The sequence below is a fragment of the Comamonas endophytica genome, from assembly GCF_023634805.2.
GTDB classification, from domain to species: Bacteria; Pseudomonadota; Gammaproteobacteria; order Burkholderiales; family Burkholderiaceae_C; genus Comamonas; species Comamonas endophytica.
In genome coordinates this window covers 604,143-631,020 of record NZ_CP106882.1, presented here as the reverse complement: position 1 = coordinate 631,020, position 26,878 = coordinate 604,143, and the positions used below count along the sequence as shown (strand labels likewise).

Annotated in this window: 27 protein-coding genes and 3 pseudogenes; 11 read left to right on the top strand and 19 right to left on the bottom strand. The window is 66.6% G+C overall.

Annotated elements, in window-relative coordinates; genetic code table 11:
- Window positions 1-202: 202 nt before the first annotated feature.
- Window positions 203-654, top strand: a pseudogene (locus M9799_RS19815) (DUF441 domain-containing protein).
- A 79-nt stretch (window positions 655-733) separates the two neighbouring features.
- Here M9799_RS19815 and M9799_RS19810 read toward each other — a convergent pair.
- Both M9799_RS19810 and M9799_RS19805 read right to left on the bottom strand, forming a co-directional pair.
- Window positions 734-1,900, bottom strand: coding sequence for an enolase C-terminal domain-like protein (locus tag M9799_RS19810; protein ID WP_231044836.1), 1,167 nt, complete (start codon window positions 1,898-1,900; stop codon window positions 734-736).
- A 17-nt stretch (window positions 1,901-1,917) separates the two neighbouring features.
- Window positions 1,918-2,901 carry a Bug family tripartite tricarboxylate transporter substrate binding protein gene (locus M9799_RS19805; RefSeq protein WP_231044835.1) on the bottom strand — a complete coding sequence of 328 codons (984 nt, stop codon included), beginning with the start codon at window positions 2,899-2,901 and terminating at the stop codon, window positions 1,918-1,920.
- Between the two features lie 102 nt (window positions 2,902-3,003).
- Here M9799_RS19805 and M9799_RS19800 point away from each other — a divergent pair, with 102 nt between their 5' ends.
- From M9799_RS19800 to M9799_RS19790, 3 genes are all read left to right on the top strand, one after another.
- The gene (locus M9799_RS19800; protein ID WP_231044834.1) at window positions 3,004-3,729 is read left to right on the top strand and encodes a GntR family transcriptional regulator; all 726 of its coding nucleotides are present in this window, start codon (window positions 3,004-3,006) and stop codon (window positions 3,727-3,729) included.
- Window positions 3,730-3,860: 131 nt separating this feature from the next.
- Window positions 3,861-4,427 (top strand): type II RES/Xre toxin-antitoxin system antitoxin, encoded by a 567-nt coding sequence (parS, locus tag M9799_RS19795; RefSeq protein WP_231044833.1) that lies wholly within the window; start codon window positions 3,861-3,863, stop codon window positions 4,425-4,427.
- Entirely contained in the window at window positions 4,424-4,933 is a 510-nt protein-coding gene (locus M9799_RS19790; protein WP_263726088.1) for an RES family NAD+ phosphorylase, read from the top strand. The genes parS and M9799_RS19790 overlap by 4 nt, the downstream gene beginning before the upstream one ends.
- A 3-nt stretch (window positions 4,934-4,936) precedes the next feature.
- On the opposite strand, the gene M9799_RS19785 is transcribed toward M9799_RS19790, so the two are convergent.
- Both M9799_RS19785 and M9799_RS19780 read right to left on the bottom strand, forming a co-directional pair.
- Entirely contained in the window at window positions 4,937-5,467 is a 531-nt protein-coding gene (locus tag M9799_RS19785; protein ID WP_231044832.1) for a hypothetical protein, read from the bottom strand.
- 82 nt (window positions 5,468-5,549) lie between these two features.
- Window positions 5,550-6,041, bottom strand: a complete 492-nt coding sequence (locus tag M9799_RS19780) for a DUF6882 domain-containing protein (protein ID WP_231044831.1) — start codon at window positions 6,039-6,041, stop codon at window positions 5,550-5,552.
- Window positions 6,042-6,155: 114 nt separating this feature from the next.
- On the opposite strand from M9799_RS19780, the gene M9799_RS19775 reads away from it, so the two are divergent.
- On the top strand, window positions 6,156-6,593 hold the full coding sequence (locus M9799_RS19775; protein ID WP_231044830.1) for a DUF4174 domain-containing protein: 438 nt from the start codon (window positions 6,156-6,158) through the stop codon (window positions 6,591-6,593).
- Between the two features lie 12 nt (window positions 6,594-6,605).
- Here the strand turns inward: M9799_RS19775 and M9799_RS19770 are convergent, their stop codons facing one another.
- Window positions 6,606-7,019: a DUF1810 domain-containing protein gene (locus tag M9799_RS19770; protein ID WP_231044829.1), complete on the bottom strand. Its 414-nt coding sequence runs from the start codon at window positions 7,017-7,019 to the stop codon at window positions 6,606-6,608.
- 150 nt (window positions 7,020-7,169) lie between these two features.
- On the opposite strand from M9799_RS19770, the gene M9799_RS19765 reads away from it, so the two are divergent.
- Entirely contained in the window at window positions 7,170-7,799 is a 630-nt protein-coding gene (locus tag M9799_RS19765) for a LysE family translocator (protein WP_231044828.1), read from the top strand.
- A gap of 31 nt (window positions 7,800-7,830) precedes the next feature.
- Here the strand turns inward: M9799_RS19765 and M9799_RS19760 are convergent, their stop codons facing one another.
- From M9799_RS19760 to M9799_RS19720, 9 genes are all read right to left on the bottom strand, one after another.
- Window positions 7,831-8,286, bottom strand: a complete 456-nt coding sequence (locus M9799_RS19760; protein ID WP_231044827.1) for a GFA family protein — start codon at window positions 8,284-8,286, stop codon at window positions 7,831-7,833.
- Between the two features lie 156 nt (window positions 8,287-8,442).
- Window positions 8,443-9,315: an isocitrate lyase/PEP mutase family protein gene (locus tag M9799_RS19755; protein ID WP_231044826.1), complete on the bottom strand. Its 873-nt coding sequence runs from the start codon at window positions 9,313-9,315 to the stop codon at window positions 8,443-8,445.
- A 9-nt stretch (window positions 9,316-9,324) separates the two neighbouring features.
- Window positions 9,325-10,533, bottom strand: coding sequence for an ABC transporter substrate-binding protein (locus M9799_RS19750; protein WP_231044825.1), 1,209 nt, complete (start codon window positions 10,531-10,533; stop codon window positions 9,325-9,327).
- 42 nt (window positions 10,534-10,575) lie between these two features.
- On the bottom strand, window positions 10,576-11,316 hold the full coding sequence (locus M9799_RS19745; RefSeq protein ID WP_231044824.1) for an ABC transporter ATP-binding protein: 741 nt from the start codon (window positions 11,314-11,316) through the stop codon (window positions 10,576-10,578).
- Window positions 11,300-12,148, bottom strand: coding sequence for an ABC transporter ATP-binding protein (locus tag M9799_RS19740; protein ID WP_263726082.1), 849 nt, complete (start codon window positions 12,146-12,148; stop codon window positions 11,300-11,302). Before M9799_RS19740 ends, M9799_RS19745 begins: the two co-directional genes overlap by 17 nt.
- The gene (locus M9799_RS19735; protein ID WP_231044822.1) at window positions 12,145-13,116 is read right to left on the bottom strand and encodes a branched-chain amino acid ABC transporter permease; all 972 of its coding nucleotides are present in this window, start codon (window positions 13,114-13,116) and stop codon (window positions 12,145-12,147) included. The genes M9799_RS19740 and M9799_RS19735 overlap by 4 nt, the downstream gene beginning before the upstream one ends.
- A gap of 9 nt (window positions 13,117-13,125) precedes the next feature.
- Window positions 13,126-13,989 (bottom strand): branched-chain amino acid ABC transporter permease, encoded by an 864-nt coding sequence (locus M9799_RS19730; protein ID WP_231044821.1) that lies wholly within the window; start codon window positions 13,987-13,989, stop codon window positions 13,126-13,128.
- A 16-nt stretch (window positions 13,990-14,005) separates the two neighbouring features.
- Window positions 14,006-14,536, bottom strand: coding sequence for a 3-isopropylmalate dehydratase small subunit (locus M9799_RS19725; RefSeq protein WP_231044820.1), 531 nt, complete (start codon window positions 14,534-14,536; stop codon window positions 14,006-14,008).
- Window positions 14,533-15,831: a 3-isopropylmalate dehydratase large subunit gene (locus M9799_RS19720; RefSeq protein ID WP_263726079.1), complete on the bottom strand. Its 1,299-nt coding sequence runs from the start codon at window positions 15,829-15,831 to the stop codon at window positions 14,533-14,535. Before M9799_RS19720 ends, M9799_RS19725 begins: the two co-directional genes overlap by 4 nt.
- A gap of 136 nt (window positions 15,832-15,967) precedes the next feature.
- Between M9799_RS19720 and M9799_RS19715 the strand changes: the two genes are divergently transcribed.
- The gene (locus tag M9799_RS19715) at window positions 15,968-16,801 is read left to right on the top strand and encodes an IclR family transcriptional regulator (protein WP_231044818.1); all 834 of its coding nucleotides are present in this window, start codon (window positions 15,968-15,970) and stop codon (window positions 16,799-16,801) included.
- 135 nt (window positions 16,802-16,936) lie between these two features.
- Here M9799_RS19715 and M9799_RS19710 read toward each other — a convergent pair whose 3' ends face one another.
- Together M9799_RS19710 and M9799_RS19705 are read right to left on the bottom strand one after the other, a co-directional pair.
- A complete protein-coding gene (locus M9799_RS19710; RefSeq protein WP_231044817.1) occupies window positions 16,937-17,230 on the bottom strand; it encodes an H-NS histone family protein in 294 nt (97 codons plus the stop codon).
- Window positions 17,231-17,302: 72 nt separating this feature from the next.
- Window positions 17,303-17,767: a hypothetical protein gene (locus tag M9799_RS19705; protein ID WP_250621347.1), complete on the bottom strand. Its 465-nt coding sequence runs from the start codon at window positions 17,765-17,767 to the stop codon at window positions 17,303-17,305.
- A gap of 171 nt (window positions 17,768-17,938) precedes the next feature.
- Between M9799_RS19705 and M9799_RS19700 the strand changes: the two are divergent.
- Window positions 17,939-18,783: pseudogene (locus M9799_RS19700) on the top strand (fumarylacetoacetate hydrolase family protein).
- Window positions 18,784-19,153: 370 nt separating this feature from the next.
- Here M9799_RS19700 and M9799_RS19695 read toward each other — a convergent pair.
- Complete coding sequence (locus tag M9799_RS19695) at window positions 19,154-19,324, bottom strand: hypothetical protein (RefSeq protein WP_231044814.1); 171 nt, start codon at window positions 19,322-19,324, stop codon at window positions 19,154-19,156.
- Between the two features lie 135 nt (window positions 19,325-19,459).
- Window positions 19,460-20,677, bottom strand: coding sequence for an alpha-hydroxy acid oxidase (locus M9799_RS19690; RefSeq protein ID WP_231044944.1), 1,218 nt, complete (start codon window positions 20,675-20,677; stop codon window positions 19,460-19,462).
- A 254-nt stretch (window positions 20,678-20,931) separates the two neighbouring features.
- On the opposite strand from M9799_RS19690, the pseudogene M9799_RS19685 reads away from it, so the two are divergent.
- The 3 genes and pseudogenes from M9799_RS19685 (at window position 20,932) to M9799_RS19675 (ending at window position 24,913) form a co-directional block, all read left to right on the top strand.
- Window positions 20,932-22,616 (top strand): annotated as a pseudogene (locus tag M9799_RS19685) (thiamine pyrophosphate-binding protein).
- Window positions 22,617-22,763: 147 nt separating this feature from the next.
- The gene (locus M9799_RS19680) at window positions 22,764-23,786 is read left to right on the top strand and encodes a Bug family tripartite tricarboxylate transporter substrate binding protein (RefSeq protein WP_231044812.1); all 1,023 of its coding nucleotides are present in this window, start codon (window positions 22,764-22,766) and stop codon (window positions 23,784-23,786) included.
- Window positions 23,787-23,866: 80 nt separating this feature from the next.
- Window positions 23,867-24,913: a LysR family transcriptional regulator gene (locus tag M9799_RS19675; protein ID WP_263726075.1), complete on the top strand. Its 1,047-nt coding sequence runs from the start codon at window positions 23,867-23,869 to the stop codon at window positions 24,911-24,913.
- A 173-nt stretch (window positions 24,914-25,086) separates the two neighbouring features.
- On the opposite strand, the gene M9799_RS19670 is transcribed toward M9799_RS19675, so the two are convergent.
- Window positions 25,087-26,841, bottom strand: a complete 1,755-nt coding sequence (locus M9799_RS19670; protein ID WP_231044810.1) for a RecQ family ATP-dependent DNA helicase — start codon at window positions 26,839-26,841, stop codon at window positions 25,087-25,089.
- Window positions 26,842-26,878: the final 37 nt, after the last annotated feature.

Here is a 26,878-nt window from a genome sequence, read left to right as displayed (position 1 = left end):
AAAACACGCGCTGACTACTGCCCTGGGGAGCGGGCGATGCCCGGCAGCGGCGGGCCGCTGCCGTTGGCAACCCCACGCCGCCTGGCGCCCGGCGCTTCTGCGTCTTGCCCCGCATGGCCGCCAGCCAGGCGCAAGCTGCCAAAGATGCGAAAATTTTGCTTTTTACTCACCGACCTGCCGCGGCGCTTGCGGCGGTCCCGCCATGTCCCTTCTCGACCCCACCATTCTCGTCTTGCTGGCCCTGGCCGTGGTCAGCATGTTTGCCGGCAACCATACCGTGGCGGCTGCCATGGCGGTGCTGATAGTCATTCGCGTCACGCCCTTGCGCTTTATTTCCCCTGGCTGCAAAAGCATGGGCTCAATATCGGCATCTTCCTGTTGATGGTGGCGGTGATGGTGCCCATTGCCAGCGGCAAGATTCCGGCCATGGACCTGCTCAAATCCTTCACCCACTGGAAGTCGGCGGTGGCCATCGTCGTTGGCATTTTCGTCGCCTGGCTCGGCGGGCGGGGCGTGACGCTGATGGCGGCGCAGCCGGGCGTGGTGGCCGGGCTGATGGTCGGCACGATTCTCGGGGTGGCGTTCTTTCGCGGGGTTCCGGTCGGGCCGCTGATCGCGGCGGGGGTGGTTTCGCTGCTGATCGGCAGGTCGTGAGCGCTGCCCGGGCGCTGGCGGCAGGGCGGGAACGGGATGTGACCATCCCTGCCCCCCCGCCATGCCCGTCCAGGCGTGCTCAGCAACCGAGCTGGCGGATGAGTGGCGCGAGTTCGCGCTTTTGCTCCAGCCCGAAACCCGGCGCTTCGCTGGGCCGCACCTTGGCATTGCGGATCTCGCAGGCCTGCGAATAGCCGCCAAAGGGCTGGAACACGCCGGGATAGGCCTCGCAGGCCCCCAGCCCAAGGCCAACGACGATATGCAGATTGATCAGGTGGCCGCCGTGCGGCACGGCCTGGCGCCGGTCGAAGCCATGCGACTCGAGGATCTCGATCATGCGCGCATACTCCGTCAGGCCATAGCTCAGGCCCGCGTCCATCTGGAAGATGTCGTGCCCGGGGCGCATGCCGCCGAAGCGCACCAGGTTCAGCGTGTCGATGGCGGAAAACAGGTTCTCCCCGGTGGCGACCGGCCCGCCATAGGCTTCGATCGCCTCGCGGTTGAGCTGGAAGTCCAGGGGATCGCCGATCTCCTCGAACCAGCGCAGGCCGAGCGGCTTCAGTTCCTTCGCATAGGCCAGCGCGGTGGGCAGGTCGAAGCGTCCATTGGCATCGACCATCAGGTGGGCGGGGCCGCCGGCCACCTCCAGGGCCTCCTCGACGCGCCGCATGTCTTCGGCCAGCGGGGCGCCGCCGATCTTCATCTTGAAGCTCTCGAAGCCCAGGTCGCGGTAGCTCTGGAACTCCTCGCGCAGCGACTTGCCCGCGCCAGACGCGTAGTAGTAGCCTCCGCCGGTATAGACCTCCACTGCCTCGGCCTGCGCAGTGCGGCCGAATGCGCGGGCAATCGTGGCATAGGCCGGTTCCTCGGCCAGCTTCGCATTCAGGTCCCAGACCGCCAGTTCGATGGCCGCGGCGGCGCCGGCCCGATCGCCATGCCCGCCCGGCTTCTCGTTGCGCATGATGGTGGCCAGAACCTTGGCGGCGTCGAACTGCCGGCCGTCCTCGGCCAGCAGCGAGGCCGGCGCCGCGGCCAGCAGGCGCGGGATCATCCGCGTCTGGATGATCCCGCTCTGGGCGAATCTTCCAATGGAGTTGAAGCCCAGCCCGATGACCGGCTTGCCATGGCGCACCACGTCCGTGATGAGCGCCACCAGCGAGACCGTGTGCTCGGAAAAATTGACGACCGCGTTGGCCACGGCGCCTTCCAGGGGAACCGCGAGCTCGCGGATATCGACGATGCGCATGCTGTGCTTTCCTGTTGTCATTCGGGCTGGATGCCGGCGGCCTTGATGACGGAGCCCCATTTCGCCAGCTCGCTGGCGATGAACTGCTCGAACTCCGGCGCGGAGCTGGCAATGGTCATCATTCCCAGGCCGTCCAGGCGCGTCTTGACCGGCTCCTGCGCCAGCACCTTCTTGAGGTCGGCGTTGATGCGGTCGCGCAGGCCCGGGTCCATGCCCTTGGGGCCGGCGATGCCCAGCCACCCCAGCGCGTCGAAGCCGGGAACGCCGCTTTCGGCGATGGTCGGCACGTCGGGCAGCTGCGGCACGCGCTGGGCCGTGGAGACCGCCAGCACGCGCATCTTGCCGCCCTTGACGTGGGGCAGCACGCCCGGCAGCGAATCGACCATGGCCTGCAGCTGCCCGCCGATCAGATCGGTGTAGGCCGGCGCACTGCCACGGTAGGGAATGTGCTTGATCGGCATGCCGGTGCGCTGCTTGAGCAGCTCGAAGGTCAGGTGCTGGAACGAGCCCACGCCGCCCGAGCCATAGCTGAGCGTGTTGGGCGCGGCCTTGGTCGCGGCCAGCAGGTCCTGCAGCGTCTTGTAGGGCGAGTCCGCCGCCACCACCAGCGCCTGGGCCACGCCGGCGACGTTCATGATCGGCGTGAGCTCACGCGGGTCGTAGCCCGGGTTGCGGTACAGATGCGGGGCCGCGGCCAGCGGCCCGCTCGAGCCCAGCAGCAGGGTGTGGCCGTCGGCGGCGGCGCCGGCCGCGGCCTTGCTGCCCAGCGTGCCGCCCGCGCCGCCTTTGTTCTCCACGACCAGCGATTGCCCCCACAGCTTGCCCAGCGGCTCGCCCAGCACGCGCGCCAGCACGTCGCCGCTCTGGCCCGCGGTGAAGGGCACGATGATCGTGACCGGCTTGGCGGGATACCTGCCAGCGGGGGTTTGGCTCCAGGCGGGCGCGGCAGCGGCTGCGATGGCCGCGAAGGCAAGGGACAGGTGAAGGCTTCGGCGTCTCATGGCATTCCTTGGTGATGATGACGGATGCTATATTTGTCCCAATGTTTGATATGTAGGGACATATCCGATGAACATATGCCGTACATACGAGGAGGAAAACCGATGGCCGTTGCCATGTATCAACAGATCGCCGAAGAGCTGATCCAGCAGATCCGGGCCGGGGAGCGGCCGGTCGGCTCGTTGCTGCCGACCGAACTGGCGCTGATGGCGTCCTATCGGACCAGCCGCAACACGGTGCGCATGGCCTTGCAGCAGCTTCAGGCGCGCGGCCTGATCTCGCGCCGGCGCAACCGCGGCACGATGGTCGAGGCGCTGCCCGGAGGGGTCGCCACGTTCACGCAGTCGCTGTCGTTCGACAACCTGGTCACGCTGGCCAGCACGGCGCAGCGCACCATGCTCGATTCTGCGGATGTGGTTCTGGACACCGCTGCCGCCAAGGCGCTGCAGTGCCAGCCCGGCTCGCGCTGGTGCCGCCTGTCGATGCTGCGCAGCGTGGCCGGCAAAGCCAAGCCGCTGGGGTGGACCGATGCCTATATCGATCCCCACTACCGCCAGGTGATCGCGCTGGCCGAGCAGCAGCCGGCCAAGCTGCTGGCCGACCTCATAGAGACCGAATTCGGCCGGCGCATCGAATGCGTGGAGCAGACGGTGTCGTGCTGTTCGGTGGACGAGGACATGGCGCAGCCGCTCGGCGCGGCGCGCGGCACGCCGGCGCTGCGAGTGCTCAGGCATTACCGCGACGCGGCGCGCGCCGTGGTGATCGTGACCAGCACGCTGTACCCGGAGAACCGGTATTCGATCGTCTCGGTACTGGCCAGAAACGCATGAGCTGCATGATGTCCCGATGCCACGCGCGCAAGAGCCCGCATATCCGCCGCAAAACCCGCATTCTTGCAAAATGCGGATGATGGCTTAAACTCACCATTCAAGAGAATGATTTCTCTCAAATGGAGAAAAGTATGAAAGCAACTTCCGGCATGCATGGCCGTGCCAAGCGCGGCAAGGGCGGCACCGGCACCACCGTTCCTGGATGGTCCGTTCTGCTGACCCAAGGCAGCGGCCTGGAGCCGTCAGTGGATGCCAAGGCGCCGACGCTCTATACCTATCTCTATGAATTGAGCCCGCTCAGGAGCATCGACCTGGCGCGCGATGGCGTGCCGGCCTCGGCCATCGAGGTGGTTGCGCAGGCCATGGACATGCCCGTGGCGCGGGTGCAGAAGGCACTGAATCTGCCGGCCTCGACGGTGGCCCGGAAGATCAAGTCGCAGGAGAACCTGCCAGTCGACCAGAGCGAGCGCGTCATCCAGGCCATGCGGCTGATCGGCCTGGCCGAGCGGCTGGTGGATGAATATGGCGATCCCGAGCTCAGCCAGGGCTTCGATGCCGCGCGCTGGTTCGGGGAGTGGATCGAGGAGCCGAATCCGGCGCTGGGCATGCAGAAGCCCGTCGAGCTGCTGGACACTGCGACCGGCGCCGGGCTGGTGGAATCCCTGCTGCACAAGATGGTTTCCGGGGTCTACGCGTGACGCAGTCCCCGGGGACCGTCTCGTATTGGCGCATAGCGACCCGCGGGCGTACCTGGGAGCCCACCGACCTCAGCGGCGGCGGTGGCGCGGCCACCGGGGGCCGGTGGAACGAGAAAGGGGTGCCTGCCGTCTATGCCGCGACCAGCGTGGCGCTGGCGTGCCTGGAGACGCTGGTGCACATGAACCAGGGCGGGTTGCCGATCGCGCGGTACCTCGTCGAGCTTGAAGTGCCGCGCGACGTTGCCGAGAAGGCAGGCCGCATGGAGCTGCCGCAGGACTGGAACGCACTGCCCACCAGTTTTGCCGCGGCCCAGGCCGGCACCGAATGGCTCAAGTCCAGGGCGGGCCTGCTGCTGCTGGTGCCATCGGTCATCGTTCCCATGGAAAACAATGTTCTGCTCAACCCCGCGCATCCCGACCTGGCGAAGGTGAGGGCCGTCAACCACGGGCCCTTCCGCTATGACGGCCGCCTGGTGCAGATGCTTGCCAAGCCGGGCCGCAGATAGTGCTCACTGCAGCTTGGGCTCTTCGCTGCCGTCCAGTCCCAGCTCCTGCGCCGCACGCTGGATTTGCGCCATCTGGTAGTCCTGCACCGTATGCCGCGACGACACCACGCGGTGGTCCGGGCCGGGAACCAGCAGCCAGGCGCTGGCGCCCTCGTCATGTGGATGCGGCATGGCGAACATCAGGAACTCGCAGTCGATGCCCCAGACGTCGTCGACCTCCATCTCCCGGCATTGCGCGGGTACATGCAGGAAGCTCACGCGCTCGCTGACGGCCGCCAGAAAGTCCTCGTCCTGCGCGTCTTCGGCATCCGGTGCGCCCTGGATCGGGTCGATGAAGGTGATGATGGCCGTGCTGCTGAATGCGCCATGCTCCCACTCGGGCGCTTCGCGCTGGAACATCAGGGTGGCCCTGCCGGTGAAGGCAAAGCCCGACTGGTCGTCGCCATAACGGAAGCTTCTGGCCGCGGCCACCGCCTGCGCGTAGCCTTCGTCGTCGATGCCCACGAAGCCAAGGTCCTCGGTGATGCTGCTCATGTTTCCATCCAAAATCAAGCCCGGTCCAGATATCCGGACCGGGCCGTGTTGCATTGCCCGATTATCGCCGCGCCAGCGCTGCTCAATGCAGCCGTTCGCGCTGGACTGGCTCAACGCGCAGATGCAGCAGCGTGAAATACAGCGTCACATCGCCTTGCTGGTCGATGAAGGTGCCGACGGCACGCTGCAGCCGCGCCGCGATGCCCAGGCACTCCATGGCTTCGGGGCGGCCGCCGGAAATGCGCGCGGTTGTGAGCAGCGCCAGCTGGTGCTCGCGGCCGAATTCATGCACCACCTCCAGCGCCTGCCCGTGCTGGCGCGGAATGGCTTCGTTGGCCCAGCTCCACACGAAGCTGCCCTCGCTGTCGCTGGTGGTGCCCACCAGGCAGGCGGTGGCGACCACCGGGCCGAGGGAGCCTTCGAACGTCAGGGTTGCGCTTTCCAGATCCCAGGTGCAGGCGGGCGCTGCGTCCAGGCCATACTCGCGCGGCCATTGCGCGTTGTTGCGCACCATGCTTTCGGCGGCCTCGCGGCTCCAGGCGGTCCAGTCGGTGGCTTGTGGTTCGGTGCTCATTGCGGATCCCTTTGATTTCCTTGCGGTATTGTCGGCCAAGACACAGTGCCGGATGGGCCTGCCGTCCTCGGGGCGATTCGTGGACATGGGTGCGCAAGCGGCAATACTGGTTCCATGCAGCCCAACTTCATCACCCGTACCGCCGCCGTGCTGGCTCTTGCATTACCAGCCGGCGCCTCCTACGCCCAGGGCAATCCGCTCGAAGCCGAGCGCTGGAAGACGCGGCCGGTGGTCGTGGTCGTGGCGCAGCCGGGCGACCCGCTGCTCGCCCGGCTGCGCGCCACCCTGGGCGAGACCGCTGCGCGCGAGGCCTTTCGCGAACGCGAGATGGTGCTCTACACGGTAGTAGCCGGGGAGGGCCGGCGCAACGACCAACCCCTGGAGAAGGCACAGACTGCGGCGCTGCTGAAGGCGCTGCAGCTCGATGCGCGCGGGCCGTCGAGCTTCGTTCTGGTCGGCAAGGATGGCGGAGTGAAGCTGCGCGAAGGCCCGTCCATCGATCTTCAGGAAGTTTTTGCCGAAATCGACCGGATGCCGATGCGCCAGCGCTAATGCCTGGGGCTTTCAGCCCTCGAGCATGCGTTCGGTTCGCGCATCGCGGGTCTGCAGGCGCTCGAGGATCTGCGCGAAGATGGAGTCCTCCCGGGCGCTGGCGCGGCTGAACAGCGTCATGCTGGAGATGAACTTCTGCGCATCGACCGTGCCGAACAGCCGCGCCAGGGGCGTATTGCTCTGCATCGCCGCCTGTGCCGCCTGCTCCAGCCGCGGTCCCAACACGGGATGCTGCAGATAGCGCCGGGCTTCTTCCAGGCCGTCGATGCCGAAGCGCCTGGAGGTTTCGCTGTGCCCCAGTCCCAAAAGCTGCGGGAAGACGAACCACATCCAATGGGTGCGCTTTTGCCCGGCGCGCAGCTCCTGCATGGCGGCTTCGAAGACGCCTTCCTGCGCCTCGATGAAATGCTGGAAATCGTGGGCCATGGACTTTTCCTTCGTGCGGCAGAGATGGCGATGATGATGGCAGAAGCGGCTTTGTTCAAGGCTGCAGCCGTTGTCCGGTTCACGCCGGCAAGGCGATATTCAGGCTAAGCTGCCGGCCTTGTCCGCATTTGCCCGCTCGAAGCTTCTTTCATGGTTGACGTTCCCTCCCTACTGGCCTTCGTGGTGGCCGCATCGATCCTGACGCTCACGCCCGGCGTGGATACCGCCATGGTGCTGCGCGCCATGGCGGTCGACGGGCGCCGGCCTGCATTGCTGGCATCGGCCGGCATTGCCCTGGGCTGCCTCGCCTGGGGCGCCGCGGCCTCCCTGGGGCTGGGGGCGCTGGTGCATGCTTCGCAGACCACCTATGCCATGGTCAAGATCATGGGGGCAGCCTATCTGATCTGGCTGGGGGCAAAGCTGCTGCTGAATGCGCGTGCGACGGTGGAAAATGCCGCAGCGGATGCTCTGCCGCGCGCCCGGGCGGGCGCCTTCTGGCGCGGTTTGCTGACGAATCTACTCAATCCCAAGGTCGGCGTTTTCTACGTCACCTTCCTGCCCCAGTTCATTCCGGCAGGCGCCGGCGTGGCGGGCTATTCCTTTTTGCTGGCCTGCCTGCACGTGGCACTGACGCTGCTGTGGTTCGGCGTGCTCATTGCCGCCACCGCGCCGGTGAGCGCATTGCTGCGCCGCCCGGGTGCGGCGAAGGCACTGGACCGCCTGACCGGCTGCATCTTCGTCGGGTTCGGGTTGAAGCTGGCGGGCTCCTCGTCGAATTGAGCGCGGCGCCCATGCCATCGCGATCGGATGCTCAGTCGTCGTCCTCCGCGGGATCGGCATCGTAACGCAGCCAGCCCGCAATCCGGGCCTTGCCGTCCGCGCTGTCCCTGGGATGGACGACACCGTCACTGACCGGCACCTCGGCAAAGTCAAAGGGGCTCATGCCCTCGATGCACGCCACGTTGATGCCGTATTGGTCGGGAGAGGAGCGGCGCTGGTGGAAGGTGTAGATGCCGCAGCGCGAGCAGAAGTAATGCCGGGCTTCGCGGGTGTTGAACTGATAGAGCGTCAGGGCCTGTGCGCCCTGCAGCACCTCGAGGTCGCCCACGTGGGCGGAGACCGCCACCGCCCCCCGCATGCGGCAATAGGAGCAGTTGCAGCGGCGCGCGCTGCGCAGCCCGTCGCTCAGCCGCAGCGCGAAGCGCACGGTGCCGCAGTGGCATGCGGCCTGGTAGAGCACGCGTTCGTCGGGAAAGCCTTCATTCATGGCGCCCATTCTCTGGTTTGCGCGAGCGCTTGTCCATGTCTGTCCAAGAAGCGGCGCAGGCCAGGCAGATGCTGCACGCCGGCTGCAGTCCCGGATCGCAGCCACGCCTTGCAGCCAGTGCCCGCCCCTGGCACCGGCTGCAAGCGGCCGGCGCGCTCACCCCAGCTCGTACTGCGCCTGGCGTTCCTCCAGCGCCTTCCAGCCGATCACCTGCTTGAAGTCGGCCATGCTGGTCTGCCCGCAGGGCAGGCCGTCGACATCGCCGGTGCGCCGCGCCGCCAGCGTCGCCAGGTTCTTCTGCAGCGCATGCACGGTGCTCATCAGCGTGACCACCGGGTAGGTGGCGAAGGCGGCGACGTCCTCGATCTGCGAGCGCGTGAGGCGCGACATCCACAGGCCCTGCATCAGCTGCAGCGACAGGCGCCGGCCCGAGGCCTCGCGCAGCCGCACCAGGTCCTCGTAGCCCCTGAAGGTGCGCGAAATCGGCTGGATCAGGTCGGCGCCGGCTTCGGCGAAGCGCGCCGCGCGCTCGATGGCTTCCTCGGGATCGGCCACGTCGGTGCGCGCGACGATCAGGAAGTCCGGGTCCTGGCGCGCATCCACGGCGGCCTTGATGCGCGCCACCGCGTCGGGGATCGACACCACCGGCGTCACTGCCGCGGCGGCCGGGCAGCGCTTGGGGCTGATCTGGTCCTCGATGGAGATCGCCGCCACGCCGGCCTTCTCGAACTCGCGCACCGTGCGCGCGACGTTGAGCACGCCGCCATAACCCGTATCGCCATCGGCGAACACCGGCTTCTTCACGATGTTGACGATATGGTTCACGACGCCGAGGTTCTCGGTCAGCGTGTAGACCTCCATGTCGGGCTGGCCCAGCAGCGAGGCGGAGATGCCGAAGCCGGTGGTGAAGACGCCGTCGAAGTCCGACTGGTCGACCAGCAGGGCGGACAGCGCGTCCTGGGCGCCAGCCATCCAGAAAGTGGGGCCGGACTGGATGCGTTCACGAAGTTGCTTGCGCTCGTTTTTCATGGCGGTTCCTCAGCGTTGCACGGGGTCGATGTAGTTGCCCAGGGAGACGAACTTCTGCTCCTTGAGCTCCATCAGCGCCACGCCGGTCTGGCCGCGGCGCGCGTAGGGGCCGGCATTCAAGGGCTGGAAAGTGATCTTCGGGCCGATCTTCTGGTCGAAGTCCTTCATGCCGTCGAGCGCGGCCACGACCTTGGCGCGGCTGGGCTCGGCGCCGGCGCGGTTCAGCGCCTCCACCGTGACGGCCGCGGCCGAGTAGCCCATCAGCGCCATCGAGGTCGGCGCCGACTTGGGGTAGAGCTTGGCGTAGCGCGTGAAGAAGGACTGGATGGCCGGATTGCTTCCGTCCACCGCGTCGTAATAGGACGCCACGTACAGCTTCGATTGCGTCTTGCCCAGTAGCTCGATGAACTTGGGGTCGTTGAGGCCGCCGGCGCCGAACACCGTCGGCTTCCAGCCGAGCTTTTCCGCGCTGCGGAAGAACTGCACCGCTTCCTGGCCCAGCGCGTAGACGATCACCACGTCGGGCTCGGCCTGCTTGAGCTTGAACACCTGCGAGGTCAGGTCGGTGGCGAAACGCTCGAAGGTCTGGGCCTCGACCAGCTTCATGCCGTGCTTTTCCAGGCGCTTGACGGCGATGTCATAGGCCGGCTTGCCCCAGCCGTCGTTCTGGTAGAGCATCGCGACCTTCTTTGCCTTGAGCACCTCGACCGCGTTGTCGATATAGGCCGCGGTTTCGGTGGACTGCGGCGAGGGCAGCACGTAGAGCAGCTCGCGCGGCGGGCTCGAGGTGAGGTCCGAAATGCTCATCGCGCCGATCGTCGGCACTTTCTTGGTCGAGCTGTACTCGTAGGCGCTGATGTTGGTCGCATGGCCGATGTTGCCGACCATGGCGAAGACCTTGTCGCGCTCGACCAGCAGCTTGGCGTTGGCCACCGACTTCGCCGGCTTGAGCTCGTCGTCATAGGTGATCAGCTTGAGCTTGCGGCCGTTGACGCCGCCCTGCTCGTTGACCATGTCGAAATAGGTGCGCATGCCCTCGTCCACGGCCTTGCCCATGTAGGCCAGCGTGCCCGACAGCGGCTGCGACGAGCCTAGCACGATCTCCTTGGCCAGCACGCCTTCGGCCTTGTTCTCGAAGGCCTGCGCGCCCAGGTGCAGGCCCATCAGGGCGGCGGCCGCGGCGGCGAGCACAGTGCGGCGGGAATTGCGTTGAATCATGCTTTTGTCTCCTTGGTTATGAATGCGAAAGAAACGCTAGGCTCAGCCGCCCAGATAGGCGCGGCGGATGTCTTCGTTGCCCACCAGCTCGGCGGCCGGGCCCTGCATCACCACGCGGCCGGTCTCGATGACATAGCCCTCGTCGGCGATGTCGAGCGCGATGTCGGCGTCCTGCTCGACGATCAGCAGCGTGAGCTTCTCGCGGTCGCGGATGGCGCGCAGCGTCTCGAAGATCGCGTCCTTGAGGATCGGCGCCACGCCCATCGAGGGCTCGTCGAGCATCAGCAGCCGCGGCTTGGCCAGCAGCCCGCGGGCGATGGCCAGCATCTGCTGCTCGCCGCCCGAGAGCGTGCCGGCGCGCGAGGCGATGCGCTCCTTCAGGCGCGGGAAGTACTCCAGCACGCGGTCGATGTCGCCGCGCACCTCGGCCGCCGGGCGGGTGTAGCCGCCCAGCACCAGGTTGTCGCGCACGCTCAGCTGCGCAAAGACCATGCGGCCCTGCGGCACATGGGCGATGCCGCGGCGCACCAGCGCCTCGGCCGGCACGTTGGCGATGGACTGGCCGTCGAAGAGCAGCTGCCCCCCGCTCACCGGCAGCAGGCCCGAGAGGGCGCGCATCAGCGTGGTCTTGCCCGCGCCATTGGCGCCCAGCACGCAGACGATGCTCGCCTGGGGCACGCGCAGGCTCACGCCGTGCAGCGCGCGGATCTTGCCGTAGCCCGCAGTCAGGCCGTCGACGCTCAGCAGCGCCGCCGCCGTGGATGTTTCAACGCCGTTTGCCACTCTTGCCTCCTCCGAGATAGGCCTCGATCACTGCGGGATGGGTTTCGATTTCCCGGGGCGTGCCCTGGGCCAGGAAGGCGCCGTTGTGCATGACGGTGATGCGGTCCGAGATGGACATCACCAGCGGCATGCTGTGCTCGATCAGCAGCAGCGTGGCGCGGGCGCTGGCCTGCAGCCGCTTGAGCGTCTCGCCCAGCGCGTCGATCTCGCGGTTGTTCATGCCGGCGGCGGGCTCGTCCAGCAGCATCAGCCGCGGCTCCAGCGCCATCGCGCGCGCCAGCTCGACGAGCTTTTGCGTGCCGTAGGGCAGGTCGCGCACCACCGCATGGGCATGCGCCTGCAGATTCAGGTCTTCGAGCAGCCGCTGCACATGCTCGCGTTCGGCGCGCTCTTCGCGGCGCTGGCGCGGCAGGCCCAGCAGCGCCTCGGCCAGCGTCGCGCGCATGGCGATCGAGCGCGCGATCAGCACGTTGTCGAACACCGTCAGCTCGGCGAACAGCTCCAGGTTCTGGAAGGTGCGGGCAATGCCCAGCCGCGCCACCTGGTGCGCCTTGCGGTCCAGCAGCTCGACCTCGCCGTTGGCGGTGCGCAGGCGCATCGAGCCCTGCTGCGGCGTGTAGAAGCGGCTGATGCAGTTGAGCATCGTCGTCTTGCCGGCGCCGTTGGGGCCGATCAGCGCGTGCACCGTGCCGGGCATGACGTCGAAGCCCACGTCCTGCACGGCAACGATGCCGCCGAAGGCCATGCGCACGTTCCTGATGCTCAGCAGGGGGGCGGCGGCCTGCGCAGCCGCCGGAGCCGAAGAGGATCTCATCTGAACGACGGTGCTCATTTCGCCACCCCGCTGTCCGCGATATCCGCCGCGGGCAGGCGCCGGCGCTTGAACAGGCTGGCCAGCCCGTCGGGCAGGAACATCAGCGCCAGGATCATGGCCACGCCATACAGCGCGCGCTGGAACTGGTCGAAGCCCAGGTAGGTCAGCAGCTGCGGCGCGCCGATCACGAACACCGCGCCCAGCACCGAGCCCAGGATCGAGCCCAGCCCGCCGACGATGACCATCGAGACGAAGCTGATCGAGACCATGATGCCGAACAGCGAGGGGTCGATGAAGCGCACCAGCGGCGCGTAGAGCGCGCCCGACAGGCCGGTGTAGAAGGCGCACACGCCGAACGCCACCAGCTTCAGTGCCGTGGTGTTCAGGCCCAGGGCGCGCGCGGCGGTGTCGCTGCCCTTGATCGCCAGGAAGCCGCGCCCGAAGTGGCTGCGCGCCAGATTGCGCGCCACCCACAGCGCGCCCGCCAGCACGACGGCGGCAAACAGGTGATAGCCGCGTTCGTCCAGCGCCCAGCCGAACAGCGTGGGCCCGGGCGCGCCCATGCCGTTCTCGCCGCCCGAGAGCTCGCCGCCGGACTTGGCGATCTCCACCGAGATCATCACGAAGCCCAGCGTGGCGATCGCCAGGAACACCTCTTCCAGCCGCAGCACCGGCAACGCCAGCAGCAGGCCGACCACGGTGGCGATGGCCGCGGCAATGAACATCGACAGCACCAGCGGCACGCCGAAATGGGTGGTGAGGATGGCCGAGCCATAGGCGCCGATGCCGAAGAACACCGCGCCGGCCATCGAGATCAGGTTGGTGTAGCCCGTCAGGATGTTGGTGCCGAAGGACGCCAGCGTGTAGATGATCACCAGCGTGAAGATGTAGAGCACATAGCCGCCCGGCACCAGCGGCGCCAGCACGAACAGCAGCACGAAGAGCAGCGGCCCGAGCCAGGGGAATTGGTCGAAGACTTTGGTCATGGGGCCTCCTCAGACTTTCTTGACCTGGGCGCGCGCCAGCAGGCCGTGCGGCCGCAGGATCAGGATCAGCAGCATCACGATGAAGGGCACCGCGTCCTTCCACGCCGAGGACACATAGGCGCCCGTGAGGTTGGAGGTCACGCCGATGATCACGCCGCCCAGCAGCGCGCCGGGCATGCTGCCGATGCCGCCGAGCACCGCGGCGGCAAAGGCGAAGTGCAGGGCGTGCTGCATCATCGAGAAGTGCACGAAGGTCAGCGGCGCGATCAGCAGGCCGGCCAGCGCGGCGATCACATGCGACAGTGCCCAGGCCAGCGCGTAGATGCGCTTGATGGGAATGCCCATCAGCCGTGCGGCCGTCGGGTTCTCCATGGTGGCCTGCATGGCGATGCCCAGGCGCGTGAAGCGAAAGAACGCGAACAGCAGCGCCGCGAGCGTGGCGCAGACGGCAACGATGCCCAGGTCCAGCCCCGAGACGATCACGCCGCCGACATCGATGGGGGCGGAGGGGAAGATGCCGGGCAGCTCCTGCGTGTCCTTGCCCCAGACCCAGATCGCCAGGTCGCCGAACACCAGGAACAGCCCCAGCGTGCAGATGGCCGAGGACAGCAGCGCCTTGCCGATGAAGCGGCGGATGATGAAGCGCTCGATCGCCATGCCCAGCGCCGCGCCGAAGATGAGCGTCAGCGGCACCACCGCCCACAGCGGCAGGCCGAGCTTGAACAGCGTATAGGCGACGAAGGCCGACAGCATGGCGGCCTCGCCATGCGCGAAGTTGAGAATGCCGGTGGCCTTGAACACCATCACGATGCCCAGGGCGATCAGCCCGTAGATGGCGCCCAGGGCGACGCCGCTGACAATCATCTGCAACATGCTGTGCTCCTGCGCGTCATGCGGCGGCAGCGGCGCGCTCGCGCGCCAGCCGGGCCTTCAGATAGGGGGTGAAGCCGCCGGCCTCGATGGTCGCGCGCTCGGTGGACGACCAGGGCTCGAAGGGCAAGGCCGCGCCCGATTGCTGGTTGACCACCACGCCGCGCTCCCAATCCACCCGCAGCCGGTCCCAGCGCTGCGTGGCCGCGCGGATGCCGGGGCAGGTGATCAGCGGAAAACCCATGCTGATCTCGCCGCGGAAGAACCCTGGCGAGAAGGACTCGGCAATGACGCCCGCCACCCCCAGGTGGCGCATGGCGCGCATGGCCGGGTAGTGCGGATGGCCGTAGCCGAAGTTCGCGCCTCCGACCAGCAGGTCGCCGCGGGCGACGCTCCTGGCGAAATCCGGGTCGTAGCTGGTCATGGTGACGGCGGCCAGCTCGTTGATATCGGTGATCTTGATGTTCTTGATGCCGACGATCAGATCGATGTCGAAGTCGTCTTCGGTGAAGACCCAGGCCGCGCGGCCGTGCAGGGTGGGCAGTGTCATGCGGGGATTTCCTGTGCGGTGGCGACGGAGGTGACGGATGCGAGATAAGGCCGGGGGTCGGCAATGCAGCCTTCGAGCGCCGAGGCCGCGACCACGGCGGCGTTGCAGATGAAGATCTCGGAATCGGCGCTGCCCATGCGCCCGGGGGTGTTCAGCGTGCCGGTCGAGACCGCGCGCTGGCCGTCCGTCATCGTGGCGATGCGGCCGTAGCAGTAGTCGCAGCTCGACGAGCTGATGAACGCGCCGGCGTCCACCAGGGTGGAGATCAGCCCTTCGCTCGCGGCCTGCGACATGATGGCCTGCGAGGTCGGCACCACATGCAGCTGGAAGCCCGGCTTGATCCTGCGCCCCTTGAGCACCTCGGCGGCCACGCGCAGGTCCTCCAGCCGGCCGCTGGCGCAGCTGCCGAGGTAGCCCATCTGCACTTCCAGGCCCGCGTATTCGCTCAGGTCGCGCGTGTTGGCGGGGCTGGGCGGCGCCACCACGATCGGCGCCAGGTCGCTGATATCGATGCGGTGCACCTGGTCGTAATGCGCGTGCGCATCCGGGTACACGGGATCGAGCGCGATCTTGGCCCGGCCCTGGGCATGGGCCAGGGTCTTGGCGTCGGGGGCGATCAGCATCGTGGTGGCACCCAGGAACATCGCCTGGCCGCAGATCGTCTGGCGCCCCTCGATGCTCATCGCGTCGATGACCGGGCCGCACAGCTCCACCACCTTGAAGCGGCACGACGCCGGGCCCAGCACCCGCACCAGGTGGTGGAAGATGTCGCGCGCCATCACGCCCGGCTGCACCGTGCCCGTGACCTCGATCTTCACGGTGCCCGGCACCACCAGCGCCATGCGCTCGGACACGAAGGTCTCCAGCACGCTCTTGCGCGCGCCGATGGCCAGCGTGCCGAAGGCGCCGAGCTGGCTCACATGCCCGTCGAAGTGCACCGCGAAGGCCCCGGGCGTGGCATAGCCGAGCTCCGCCGACACCTGGTGGCCGATGCCCTCGCGCTCGTGCACCGGCACGCCCTGCTCCTTGCCCCAGGCGCGCGTGATCTTGTGCAGCTCCTCCTCCTTGGGCGCGGCCGCCGGAACCATGTGGTCGATGAACAGCACGAAGCGCTCCGGGCTGGGCACATGCGCCACGCCGAAATCCTCCTTCGCCTCCTTGAAGAACACGTCGGTGTACCCGGGGAAGTCATAGGCAATCACGAAATCCGGCCGCGCCAGGATTTCATCGCCCGCTCGCACCGCAGGCAGTCCCGCGACCCGGGCGAGGATTTTTTCGGTCATCGTGTATGGCATGAGGCGTTGTCCCTTTTATCCACAATGTGGTGGTTATTCGATGGGTTGATGACAGATTAAAAAATCAAAGCAGCGTCCGTATCGAGTGGGTTAACCCTAGATTGCCCACGATGTGGATTGGAATTAAAAAGACCACATGAGCAAAACTCTCGAGAACGATTTTCCCGATCCGAATAAACCACCACATGGTGAGAATGCGCGATCCGGCACGCAAAGCATCGAGCGTGTGGTTCTGATGCTCCGTATCGTGGCGTCGCGCGGGCGCGCAGGCATGCGCATCGGCGAGATCACGGCCACCAGCGGCCTGCCCCAGTCCACCTGCTTTCGCATGCTCCACCGGCTCGAAATCGAAGGCCTGGTGGCGCGCGATCCACGCACCCGCAAGTTCTACCTGGGGCCCCTCCTGCATGAGCTGGGGTTGCTGGCACGGCCGCGCTACCGGTTGTCTGAGCTGTGCGACGCGGCGCTGCAAAAGCTCGCCGAGGTCACGCAGGACACCATCTACCTGAGCGAGCGCAGCGGCCTGGAGGCCGTGTGCACGCACCGCGCGCTGGGCGATTACCCGATCAAGTCCCTGGCGCTCGATGTCGGCATCCGCCGCCCCCTGGGGGTGGGGGCCGGCGGGCTGGCGATCCTGTGCGCATTACCGCCCGAAGAAGCCGAATCCATCATCGACACCAATGCGCCCAAATACGAGAAATACGGATTCATCACGGCCGCCTACCTGCGCGAGGCCATCAAGGTGGGGCGCGAAAAAGGCTATGCCTTTCTGGACAGCGTGGTGACGCCAGGCACCGCCGCCATCGGCATCGCCTTTCCGCCGGACAACCCGATCGCGGCGCTCAGCGTGGCGGCGATTTCAGGGCGCCTCGAATCGCACCGGCGCGACGAAGTCGCCAGGCTGATGCGCCCGCAGATACGCGCCATCTGCGACGCCATGAGCAAGTCGGCGTTTGCAGCGGAAATGTAGGCATCGACTGCGTCAGGAATATGCGGCGTTGCGGGGTTGCCTGATAAGGCCGTTGCGAAGGCGCCTGGATCGATGACCGGAGTGAAAATAAAAAACGGCCCGCATATTGCATGCGGGCCGTTTCAACGGGAGCCATCAAATGGCGAACTTCTCGCGATCGGTTTCCTTGGCAATCCACTTGGGCGCCTTGCCACGGCCTGTCCAGGTCTCGCCCGTCTGCGGATTCTTGTATTTGGGCGCGACCTTGCTGCCTGCAGTGCCGGGCCGCTTGCTGCGCGCAGGCGGAAAAACATCCTGTTCGGTCAATTCGAACTCCGAAACCAGGGAACGCACCTGGTCGATGGCGTCGGCCAGCTCCTTATCCCGGGCCTCCTTGATCTGGTTTTCCAATTGATTGCGTTGCTCGAGCAGTTCCTTGTAGCTTGGCATGTTGCTTTCCTTTTTTGATGACGTGTCAATATAGCTTTTGCCACGCTGCGAAGCAATGAAAAAGGAGAGTTTTCAACGATTTAATATTCGGCTTACAGGTACTGTAGGCCCCAAGCTCAAAGTATCGAGATCATTTATCCATCCTGCGTTTGATTTCATGTCCACGACCGGACGCACTGCGATGCAATCCGGCATGCAACCCTTGATGGCGATGTTTGCCACGAAAACTTCCGTGAAGAAATTAAAACTGGAATTTGATAAATGAAAACTATCTTGGCTGGATAGAATTATTCCAAAGGCCTGATTCCAATGTGATATGCCGGAAGATACGGTGCGCCGTTTGCCGCATGCGTCCTTGTATTGTTTTTCATTCCATCGATGCGAAAGAATTCCATGGAACCCATGCGAGCCGTTTGCCACGCAAGCAGCAGCGCCGCTAAGCTGCTTGAAATCGGCACGCCTCGAAGAATCTCGAAAAAGCCTTTTCGAAATATACCGATGAACAGGAAGAAATCCCTCAGTGGATGAGATTTCCAATATGCAAGAGTATCCTGCCCATGGAAGCGCTGGATAAACTCCGGGCGCCGGGCAAGGCAGCTGAGGTCCGGGATGCGACATCGGTACGCAAGAGAATGCATCATTGGCATAAAAGCCGTGTTGGCAGCTTTTACACTGCACTCCATCCCAATGATCCCATGGAGACGAGAAATGAAGTTGCTGCGCTACGGCCTGCCGGGCCAGGAAAAACCCGGAGTCCTGGACCAGGACGGCCACATCCGGGACCTCTGCGGCCTGACCCCGGATATCGATGGCAGCTTCCTGGCCAGCGCCGCCTGGCTGCGGCTGCAGGCGCTGGACCTGTCCACGCTGCCGCGCGTCGAGGGCCAGCCGCGCCTGGGCGCCTGCGTGGGCCGCATCGGCAAGTTCGTCTGCATCGGCCTGAACTACGCCGATCACGCCGCCGAGTCGAACATGCCCATTCCCCAGGAGCCGGTGGTGTTCAACAAGTGGACCTCGGCGGTCGTGGGGCCGAACGATGACGTCCGGATCCCGCGCGGTTCGGAAAAGACCGACTGGGAGGTCGAGCTCGGGGTGGTCATCGGCCGGACCGCTTCCTATATCGAGGAGGACCAGGCCATGGACCATGTCGCGGGCTATTGCGTCGTCAACGACATCTCCGAGCGCGCCTACCAGCTCGAGCGCGGCGGCACCTGGGACAAGGGCAAGGGCTGCGACACCTTCGGCCCCACCGGTCCCTGGCTGGTCACCAGGATGAAATCCCGGATCCGCACCGGCTGCGGCTCTGGCTGGAAGTCGACGGCCGCCGCTACCAGGACGGCAACACCGCGACGATGATCTTCAGGGTGCCGCAGATCATTGCCTACCTCAGCCGCTTCATGACGCTGCACCCCGGGGATGTCATCTCCACCGGCACGCCGCCGGGCGTGGGCATGGGCATCAAGCCCGAGCCGGTCTACCTGCGTGCCGGGCAAACCATGCGCCTGGGCATCGACGGATTGGGGGAACAAAGGCAGCGCGTCGTGAACGCCTGAGTTGGCAATCTTCGCTGGCTTCGAGGCGGGCAGGGCGTCGAACCCGCGACCAGCTTTTCCTTGGTGATCATCGACGACCGGCAGCAGGTCGGCCACCGAATCGATCACACAGGGGCACCCGCTGCCCACCGTGGCGGCCGCGGCTTTGCGGCGCAGCTGCTGGTCGGCGTCGTTCAGCGCCTGCCATTCGTGCAGCTGCAGTCCCATGGCATTGCCGCTGACGGCCACTCCCACGGTCCAGGTGCCGGCCGTGCCCTGGCTCGGCTTGCCGCCGACCGCGGCCTGGCCCTCCATTGCGGCCTCGTCCCCGGTCCGCATCGCCTGCCAAGCGGCGCTTGCCGGGCCTACCACCACGGCGACCTGGCCCGACCTATCCGATCATGCGGGGATCGGCGCCCTGGCTGGTGGCGCAGGCCAGCGCGGTGCTGGGCGGGCACCTGCCACCGCAGGCCTGGTTTGGAGTGGTGATGCTGTCGGTGGGTGCGATGCTGGTGGGATTGGCCGCCTTGCGCGAGACCTGCGTGGTCTTTGCCGCGGTCATCTGCACTGAATTCTGGGCGACCGCTTCGGCTGGACACGCGCGGCAGGCACCGCGCGGGTCGTGGCCGGGGTCTTCATGCTGCGTCTGGGCTAGCCACCGGGCCGTCGAGAAGCTTCAGGATGCGCCGGTTGCCGTTCAAGCCGGCCCTCTGACAAACGATGGATCCAGTTCGTCGAGCCGATTGATGCCCAGCAATGCCATGTTGCGGTGGATCTCGGCGCGCAGGATGGAAATGGCATGGCAGACGCCGTCATGGCCGGCGACGGTGGCTGCATAGTTGAAGGATCGGCCGTTGAACACGCATCGCGCGCCCAGCGACAGGGCCTTGAGCACATCGCTGCCGCGGCGGATGCCGCTGTCCATCATCACCGTCAGTTTGGGGGCCGCAGCCACGATCTCGGGCAACACGCGCAGGGGCGAGATGGCGCCATCGACCTGGCGGCCGCCGTGGTTGGACACCACGATGCCATCGATGCCGAGGTTTTGCGCCTTGACGGCATCCTGCCAGCGCATGATGCCCTTCACGACCAGCGGCCCCTTCCAGAGCTCGCGCACCATGCCCAGGTGCAGCCAGTCGAGATGGTCGCGTGCCTGGAAATCGCGTTCCACCCGCGCCGAGAGAATGGGCGCGCCGCGCTCGGCGCGCCAATTCTCGAAGTGGGGCATGCCATGCCGGGCCAGCGTCTTGCCAAAGGTTCCCAGCAGCCAGCGCGGGTGGCTGATGCCGTCCCACGCCAGCCGCAGGCTCGGGCGCAGGGGCGTCGTGAACCCGTTTTTCAGGTAGCGCTCCGGATTGACCTGCACCGGCAGGTCCACGGTGACCACCAGGGTCTTGAAGCCCGCCTTGGCAATCCGCCCGATCAGGGCTTCGACGCGCGCCGCATCGCCGGGGATGTAAGCCTGGAACCAGGTGTCGGGCGCCCCTTGTGCCACCACCTCCATCGGCACCAGCGACGCGCCGCTCATCACGGCAGGAATCCCCATGGCCTGCGCCGCCCGCGCCAGAACCAGGTCGCCGCGATAGCACCACATCGCGGCCAGGCCGACCGGCGAGATGCCGAAAGGCGATTCGTACATCCGGCCGAAGATCTCGGTTTTCTGTGCCCGCTCGGCGACGCCCTCGAGCATGCGCGGCACGAAACCGTAGGCGTCGAATGCCGACCGGTTGGCGCGCAGGCTCACCTCGTCGTCCGCGCCGTTGCTGATGTAGCTGTAGAGCTGGCGGGGCAGCTTCCTGCGCGCCAGGGGCTGGAAGTCGTGCAGTGCATGGATGCCCCGGAGTGCAGGCGTCACCCGAAACGCTGCGGCACTGCCGGCGCTTGCCTCCGGGGTGGGGGGCGCCGGCTTGGTCATGGAGGCAGGGACTGGTTTTTCAGCGGTTGCAGAGGACATGGGCAGGCAGTCGTGGCCGCAGGCGTGCGGCCGTTGTGATCTATGGACAGTGGCATGGGCCAGTTGGCAGGGTCCATGCTAGGGAGCCTGCGGCCTTGCGGCAATGCAATTGCTACCTTGCTGACTCGTGATTTTGTGGGTGCTCCGGCGGCATCGGCCTTCTAGACTGCCCCATGCCCTGCGAGGGCGGCTCGCATCAAATTCCTTATCCGCACATGTCCACCAAAGCCCACCGATCCACGTCCCCGCACGCGCCGCAGACCGCCGGCCGCGTCCTTGTCGAATCCTTGCGCCTGCATGGCGTCGACCGCGTGTACTGCGTTCCCGGGGAAAGCTACCTGGAGGTGCTCGACGCGCTCTACGACGCCGCCGACTACATCGAGCTCATCGTTGCAAAGCACGAAGGCGGCGCGGCCAACATGGCGGAAGCCGACGGCAAGATGACGGGCCGTCCGGGCATCTGCATGGTCACCCGGGGCCCTGGCGCCACCCACGCCAGCATCGGCATCCACACGGCGCAGCAGGACTCCACGCCCCTGATCGTGTTCGTGGGGCAGATCGCGCGCGACCAGATGGGACGGGAGGCGTTCCAGGAAGTCGATTACTGCGCCATGTTCGGCAAGCTGGCCAAATGGGTCGTCGAAGTCACGGACGCCTCGCGCATGGCGGAAATCGTTGCCCGGGCCTTCCATACGGCGACGTCCGGGCGGCCGGGGCCAGTGGTCGTGTCCCTGCCGGAGGACATGTTGACGCAAACCACGCACCAGCTCGCCTTCGCCAGCACGCCGCTCGAGCCCAGGGCGCCCACACCCGCGGCCATGCAGCGGATTGCAGCGCTTCTCGCCTCTGCCCAGCGCCCGCTGGTGGTGGTCGGCGGCAGCGGCTGGACACAGGAAGCTTCCAGCGATCTGGCGCGCTTTGCCGCCGCCTGGAGCCTTCCGGTCGCCTGCGCGTTCCGGCGCCAGGATGTTCTCGACAATCGGCATCCGCAGTATGTGGGGCACATGAGCCTGGGCATGAATGCGGCGCTCAAGGAACTCATCCAGGACGCGGATGTGATCCTTGCGCTGGGCACCCGCCTGGGCGATGTGTCCACAGACTCCTATACCCTGCTGGAAGTGCCGGTGCCGCGCCAAAAGCTCATCCACGTGCATGTCGATTCGGCCGAGATCGGCCGGGTCTATCGGCCCACGATCGGCCTGAATGCCGATACCGCCCCCACCCTCGAGGCGCTTGCGGGGCTGGCGCCGCCGCAGTCCGTTGGCTGGTCGGACTGGGCAGGCAACGCCAGGAAGGCGCACGAGCGTTTCAGCCAGCTGCCCGAGCGCCCTGCCGAGGTCAGGGCGTGGACCTGGGGCGCGCGATCCAGCATGCCAGTGCCCAGCTTCCCGACGACACCCTGGTCACGAACGGCGCGGGGAACTATTCGGTGTGGCTGCACCGCTTCTACACATACCGCAATGTGCGCACCGAGCTGGCCACGACCTGCGGCGCGATGGGGTATGGCGTGCCCGCGGCTGTGGCCGCGGCGCTGCGCCACCGGGACCGGGAAGTGCTGTGCGTGGCGGGCGACGGCTGCTTCCTCATGTATCCGCAGGAGCTCGCCACCGCGGCGGAGCACGGGCTTCGCCTCATCGTGCTCGTGGTCAACAACGGCATGTACGGAACGATCCGCATGCACCAGGAAAAGCACTACCCGGGACGCGTCAGCGGCACCCGCCTGGCGGGGCCGGATTACGTGGGCCTGGCGCGCGCGCTGGGCGCCGCCCATGCCGAGCAGGTGCTGGACACCGACCAGTTTCCTGCCGCCTTTGCCCGCGCCCGCGCGGCGGGTGGCTTCGCCTTGCTGGAGCTGGTCACGGACCCCAAGCAGATCACGCCCACGATGCGTCTGGATTGAGCACAGGTCGCCGGGAAAGCGTGAACGCGGCAGACCCGGCGCGGCGCTTTGCGCCGATGGCAATGCAATTGCTGCACAGCAGCTTCGCGCCTGAGCGCTATCTGGCGCCCCGTTCGATGTCTACATTGGTTCCAGTCCATCACTGCAATGGACATTCGCACAAAGGAGACAACACAAATGCATGCAAACCAGCAGCGGCGATTTTTTCTCGCGCCCATCGTGGCCATGGTGGGTGCCCTCGCCATCCCAGGAGCGGCCTGGAGTGCGCAAGAAGCCTGGCCTTCACGCACCATCACCTACACGGTGCCATTCACGCCCGGAGGCGCCACGGACATCATCGGCCGCCTCTACAGCGTTCATCTCGCGAAAATGCTGGATGTTCCGGTCGTCGTGGAGAATATCGGCGGTACCGGCGGAAGCATCGGTTCTGCAAAGGTGGCGCGCGCGAAACCGGATGGATACAGCATTGTCGGCGGAACCATCAGCTCGCATTCGATCAACGCCAGCATCTATCCAAACACCGGGTACGACCCGGTGAAGTCGTTCTCGCCCATCATCATGACCGGCAGCTTGCCGAACGTTCTGGTGGTCCGTGCCGACAGCCCCCACAAAAGTGTGCAGGATCTGATCAACGCCGCTAGAAAAACCGATGCCAAGCTGGCGTTTGGATCTGCCGGGGTCGGAAGCTCCCAGCATCTGACGGGGGAACTCTTCAATAATTCCAGCGGCACGAAAATGCTCCATGTGCCCTACAAGGGAAGCGGCCCCGCGCTGCAGGCCCTCATGGGCGGGGAAATCGACCTGTTGTTCGACAACATAACGGCAGCCGCGCCATTGGTCAAAGCCGGCACCCTGCGGGCACTGGCGGTGACATCGAAGAAGGAATCTGCGACGCTTCCTGGTGTGAAGCCATTGGACCAGCTGGGCCTGCCGGGCTTCGAAGTCATCTCGTGGCAGGCGGTGTTTGCGCCGGCAGGCACTCCCCGCGCCACCATCGACAAGCTCTACCAGGCGATGAGCGAAACGCTCAGGATACCGGCGGTCAGGAGCCAGCTGGAAGGCCTGGGCATCGAGGTTTCGGGAGAAGGGCCGGACGCATTGGCCGCCTTCCAGAAGAAGGAAGTCGATAAATGGGCCGCCATCGCCAAAACAGCGAATATCAAGCCTTGACCACATCCGCCCCCTGAACGGCTGCGGCTGCAGATGCGCCGCTTGCATAACCGGCCGGGGCGCAGGGCGGAGCAGGCCGCGTGTCCTGGGCCGGCTGGCACCGGCCCCGCCGTAGAATCCAGCCTCACAAGCGGGCAGCAGATCCCGTGCAGGAGGAGCAAGGCGTGGATGCAGGGGCAATCGAATACTTCGTGCTGGTGGCGCGTACCGGGAGCATTGCCAGGGCCGCGGCGGAAATCGGTATCGAGCCGTCCACGCTGGCACGCCACATCGGCCGCATGGAGACCGATTCCGGCCTCAAGCTTTTCCACCGCAGTGGAAGAGGCATGGTGCTGACCGACGCGGGGTCTCTTTTTCTGCAGGAGGCCGGCAGTGTCGTGGATGCACTGGCACATGCCCGCCGCGCCATTGCCGATCTGTCGGCGGACGGTCCGTCGCAGATCGTCATTGCCGCTCAACCGACGATTGCCCAGGTCGTCTATCCGCAGCTCGGCCATGCCCTGCGCGGGAAATTCCCGAAGGCGCACATCCGCCTGATCGAAGGGCTGGGCAATCAGGTGGTCGGATGGCTGCAGGAGGGAAAGACGGATGTCGCCATCATGTATGTGCCGTCGAACCCGCAGATCGTCGATTACGACCTGCTCGTGCAAGAGCCGCTGTACGCGTTCCTGCCTCCCGGCCATTCGATGCCGCACAGGGAGTTGGCCGTCGAGGACTTCCTGGACTTCGCGTTGATCCTGCCGAGCACGCCCCACGGCATCCGCGGTCAGGTCGAGGCATGGGCCAAGCGCCATGGGAAGCGCCTGCGCATTGCGCTCGAGCACGACGGGTCGACCTTCGTCACCCGCAGGCTTGTCCAGGCGGGGCACGGCTGCAGCGTCGGCCCGCTGGCCGCGGTCTACGAGGAAGAAAAACGCGGGCTGCTGCAGTCGGTCCGCCTCGTCGGTGCCGATACGCTCAGAACGGTTGCCGTGGCCACCGCGCAGAACCGGCCACCGGTCAAGGGCCTGCACGACATCAGAACCATGATCCGCCAGGTCACGGCCGAGCTGGTGATGTCCGGGCAGTGGCATGGCGTGCAGCAGCATCTGCATGCAAGCACGCTGCCGGGCAGGCCTGCGCGCTGAAGCGCGGCCTGATGCCCGGCCATTGACCGCTCTACTGCTTGACGCCGGGCCATGGCCGGCAGACAACGCAGCTTTCGCAAGCTGTTGGCCGAAGACGGCGCCACGGCTCGTGCGCCGATCAACAGGCGAAGAATCGCCGCCGACGGGAGGGCCGGCGCATGCCGCGTGCCACGTCAGCGATGCGCGCCGCCCGCCTGCGCCACTACCCGCGCCTGCCGCGCCACGCGCACGAATTCCGGCAGGAAGGTTCGGCGCTCGCCGTTGGGAAACTCCACGGTCACCGAATTCATGTCGGCCTCGACGACCTGGCCGGCGCCGTAGCGTTTGGCGCGCACCGTCTCGCCACCGGCAAAGCGGGGCTTGGCGGGCGCAGCAGGGGGCACCTCGATGGGCTGCGGGGGCGGGGCTACTGCGGCGGGCGCGGTGCGCGCCAGCGCCGCCAGCCGCTGGCAGTTGTCGCAGTGACCGCAGGTGTCGAAGGCAGCGGATTCGCCCAGCGCCCCCAGCACCGCCTGCCAGCGGCAGCGCCCGCCCTGGGCATAGGCCACCATCGCCTCCAGCGTGGCACCATCCTGCTCGCGCCGCGCGCGGTACCCGGTCAGCAGGGATTCGAGGGCGGCGTCATCCAGATCACGGACCGTATCGAAGCGGCCGGCACGCGTGCGCCGCACCACCTTGTGGCTGCGCAGCAGGCTCAGGGCCACCAGCAGCTTCGCGCGCGGCCGCTCGACGGCTTCGACGATGGCGTCGGCGGTCCAGCCGCCGGACGGCGCCGGCTGGTGCAGCAGTGCCATCACCGCCTGCAGGTCGTTCAGCGAAGGGTAGCGGCCGGACAGGAAGAAGCTCTGCAGCGCGCGGTCCTGCTGCACATAGAGCAGGGTGCAGGTCGCGTCCTCGCCGTCGCGGCCCGCGCGGCCGGCCTCCTGGTAGTAGGCGTCCACGCTGGCGGGCATCTGATAGTGCAGCACGAAGCGGATGTCCGGCTTGTCGATGCCCAGGCCGAAGGCATTGGTGGCGACCATCACGCGCACGCGGCCCTCCATGAAATCGTCCTGCGCCTGCGCGCGCTGGGTGGCGTTGAGCCGGCCGTGGTAGAGGCCCACGGACTCGCCGGCGGCGGCCAGCTTGGCGTGCACTTCCTCGGCGCACTTGACGGTGGCGGTGTAGACGATGCCCGTACCTTCGTGGGCTGCCACCAGGTCCAGCGCCCGCGGCAGCCGGTCCGCGGTGCGCGCCAGCGGCTCCACGGCAAAGCGCAGGTTGGGGCGGTAGGCACCGGCCTGCACCACATCCTTGGACGCAATGCCCAGCAGCGTCACGATCTCGCGCATCACCGAGGGCTTGGCCGTGGCGGTGAGCGCCAGCACCGCAGGCCCGCCCAATGCCTTCACCGCCGGCGCGATCTCCAGGAATGCCGGGCGGAAGTCATGGCCCCATTCTGAAATGCAGTGGGCCTCGTCCACCACCAGCAGGCTCACGGGATGGCGCGCCAGCGCCGCCGTCAGCGCCGGGTCGGCAATCTGCTCGGGAGTTGTGAGCACGATGCGCGCGCTGCCGCTCTCCACCGCTTCGCGTGCGGCGGCCAGTTCCTCGCTGCCGATGGCGCTGTTGATCTGCACGGCGGACACGCCGAGCGCGCGCAACGCATCGCACTGGTCCTTCATCAGCGCCACCAGTGGCGAGACCACCACGGTGGTGCCCGGCAGCAGCACGGCGGGCAGCTGGTAGCACAGCGACTTGCCGGCGCCGGTCGGCATCACCGCCAGCGTGTTCGTTCCCTGCAGCACGCGCTCCATCACCTCCAGCTGGCCGGGCCGCAGCCGTTTCAGGCCGAAGACCTTGCGCAGCGTGGTGTCGATGGGATTGCGGCGGGCGGCGCTGGAGGCGCGGCGCGCGCGGGCCGGCGTGGCGCGGGGGGCTGTGCTCATGGATGTGGCAGTGCGGTGGTGAGGAAGAAGTGCTGTC